The following is a 2,717-nucleotide window of genomic DNA, read 5'->3' on the forward strand; positions in this document are numbered from 1 at the left end:
GGCTCGACCAGGAACGCCGCGCCCTGATCACGGAGATCGACGCCGAGCGGCAGCGCCGCAAGGCCGAGGCCCGGGCGTACGCGCAGGCGAAGCGGGCCGGCGAGGAGCCGCAGGCCGCCGCACCGGAGGCGGAGCGTAAGCAGCTCGCCGAGCTGGAGTCCCAGCTGGACGAGGTGCAGGCCCGGCTACGCGACGCGATGAGTGAGCTGCCCAACCTGCCCAGCGACGACGTCGTGGCCGGCGGCAAGGAAGCCAACCGGGTGGTGAAGACCTTCGGTGAGCCGCCGGTGATCGAGAAGGTCCGCGACCACGTGGAGCTGAGCCGCGCGTTGGGCCTGGTCGACTACGAGCGTGGGGTCAAGCTCGGTGGTTCCGGTTTCTGGATCTACACCGGGGTCGGCGCCCGGCTGGAGTGGGCGCTGCTCAACTACTTCGTCGACCAGCACATCAGGGCCGGCTACGAGTTCCTGCTCCCGCCGCACCTGCTGCTGGACTCGGCCGGCTTCGCCGCCGGGCAGTTCCCCAAGTTCTACGACGACGTCTACCACCTGGACTCGGCGTCCGCCCCGCGCGGCCAGTTCCTGCTGCCCACGTCGGAGACGGCGATCCTCGGCGCGTACCAGGACGAGATCCTGGAGACCCCGAAGCTGCCGCTGAAGGCGTTCGCGTACACCCCGTGCTACCGGCGGGAGTCCGCAGGCTCGCACTCGGACGAGCGCGGCACGGTGCGGGGGCACCAGTTCAACAAGGTGGAGATCTTCCAGTTCACCCTGCCGGAGCAGGCCGACGCGGCGCTGGAGGAGATGCTCGCCCACGCCGAGAGCCTGGTCGAAGGGCTGGGACTGCACTACCAGCGCACGCTGCTCTCGGCCGGTGACGCCAGCGCCTCGATGAAGAAGACCCTCGACATCGAGGTGTGGATGCCGAGCACTGGCAAGTACAAGGAGGTGTCGTCGGTCTCCTGGGCCGGCGACTACCAGGCGCGTCGCGCGGCCATCCGTTACCGCGAGCCGGGCGGCAAGCAGACCCGCTTCGTGCACACCCTCAACGGGTCGGCACTGGCCACCAGCCGGCTCTTCCCGGCCATCCTGGAGCAGAATCAGCAGGCCGACGGCAGCGTCCTGGTCCCCAAGGTCCTCCAGGACCGCCTGGGCACCGACCGCCTGACCCCCCTGCGCTAGCCGGCCCCCGAAGCGGTCGAAAGCGGCGGGGCCGGTGCGAACGCACCGGCCCGGCCGCCGTCCATTCAGGCCACAGGTGTAACGCCGTGGTCAATCCCCACCGCGCCCTCCTGGTTGATCATGAAGTTATTGCCCGTCACCCCGGCGTGTCGCGGCGATAACTTCATGATCGACAGAGGCTGGGGGCGGGCGGTGGGCGCGCTTCACCAGGAGCGCGGCCAGGAGGAACGTGGCCAGGGCGGCCAGCAGCACCGCCGGGCCGATCCGGTCCAGGGCGTCGGCCAGGGCTCGCTGGACCTGGGCGGCCACCCGGATGACCGGGTCGTGCAGGGCATCACGGCGGCCGGCGGCGAGCCGTAGCTCGTACCAGCCGTACCAGGCGACGTAGCAGCCGGCGATCAGCAGCACCAGTCCACTGAGGCGGGGCACCAGCGCGCCGGCGACGCGCAGCCGGGCCACCAGGCCGTCGCGCACCAGCGCCACCCCGAGCGCGGCGACCGCGACCACCAGACCCATCCCGAGGGCGTACGCGCCGAACAGCGCCAACCCCTGACCGGTCGAGCCGGCCTGGAGGCTGGTCACCACGATGGCCAGGAACGGCGCGATGGCGCAGCCGAGTGACGCCAGGGCGTACGCGGCGCCGAACAGCACCATCGACGGCCAGGTGCGGGTCAGCCGAGGTGCCCGGGCCGACCAGCCGGGGGCGGGCAGCCGCCGACCGGCGAGCAACCAGCAGCCGGCCACCACCAGCAGCACGCCGAGCGCCACGGTCAGCCACGGCAGCCGGGGTCGCAGCCAGCCGGCCAACGGCGCCAGCGCCAGGCCGAACGCGCCGAACACCAGCACGTACCCCACTGTCAGCCCGGCCGCCGCGGTGAGCGCGCGGCCGACCGCGCCGCGGGTGTCCGACTTCCCGGCGACCAACAGCGAGAGGTACGCGGGCAGCAACGCGAAGCCGCACGGGTTGACAGCGCCGAGCATGCCGGCGGTCAGCGCGAGCAGCAGTGTGGCGGTCACGCCCCGGCCAGTGCGGCGACCTTGGCGGTGAGCGCCTCACCGTCCAGGAAGCCGTGGTGCACGACAGCGCCGTTCCGGTCGATGATCACGAAGATGCTCTGCTCGGTCACCTTGAACCGCTTCCAGAGCGCGCCCTTGGTGTCCTCGATCTGCGTCGTCGCGCCGAGGTCGAACTCGGTGACGAACTCCTTCATGGCCTTCCGCTCGCCCAGCCCGGCGACGCCGACGATCGGCACGGCGTCCCGGTATCGGGGTTCGATCTCGGCCACCGTCCAGGCCTGGCTGGCGCAGGTGGCGCACCACGGCGCCCAGAACCACAGCACCACCGGTTTGCCGGCGAGCCGTGCCGCGTCGAACGCCGCCCCACCGAGCGTGGTCCCGGTGAAGCGCAGCACGTCCGGGACCTGCGCCGGAGCGGCCGGCGGCCCGCCGGTCGGCGTGGCTCCACCATCGCGAAGCCGACCGCGGCGAGCCCGCAGTAGACCAGGCCGTCGGTGATCCCCGACCACTCGCGGCGGC

At 72.1% G+C, this 2,717-nt stretch carries 3 protein-coding genes; 1 reads left to right on the forward strand and 2 read right to left on the reverse strand.

Going from position 1 to position 2,717, the window contains the following annotated elements; genetic code table 11:
* Window positions 1-1,181 (forward strand): serine--tRNA ligase (gene serS / locus ABZ749_RS33300; protein WP_357234944.1); only part of this gene is annotated, 1,181 nt, incomplete at its 5' end.
* Window positions 1,182-1,307: 126 nt separating this feature from the next.
* On the opposite strand, the gene ABZ749_RS33305 is transcribed toward serS, so the two are convergent.
* Both ABZ749_RS33305 and ABZ749_RS33310 read right to left on the reverse strand, forming a co-directional pair.
* Window positions 1,308-2,198, reverse strand: a complete 891-nt coding sequence (locus ABZ749_RS33305) for a cytochrome c biogenesis CcdA family protein (RefSeq protein WP_357234947.1) — start codon at window positions 2,196-2,198, stop codon at window positions 1,308-1,310.
* Entirely contained in the window at window positions 2,195-2,707 is a 513-nt protein-coding gene (locus ABZ749_RS33310) for a thioredoxin-like domain-containing protein (protein WP_357234949.1), read from the reverse strand. The genes ABZ749_RS33305 and ABZ749_RS33310 overlap by 4 nt, the downstream gene beginning before the upstream one ends.
* Window positions 2,708-2,717: the final 10 nt, after the last annotated feature.

Origin of the sequence: Micromonospora sp. NPDC047753 (assembly GCF_040642735.1) — a bacterium.
In the GTDB taxonomy this organism is placed as follows: domain Bacteria; phylum Actinomycetota; class Actinomycetes; order Mycobacteriales; family Micromonosporaceae; genus Micromonospora.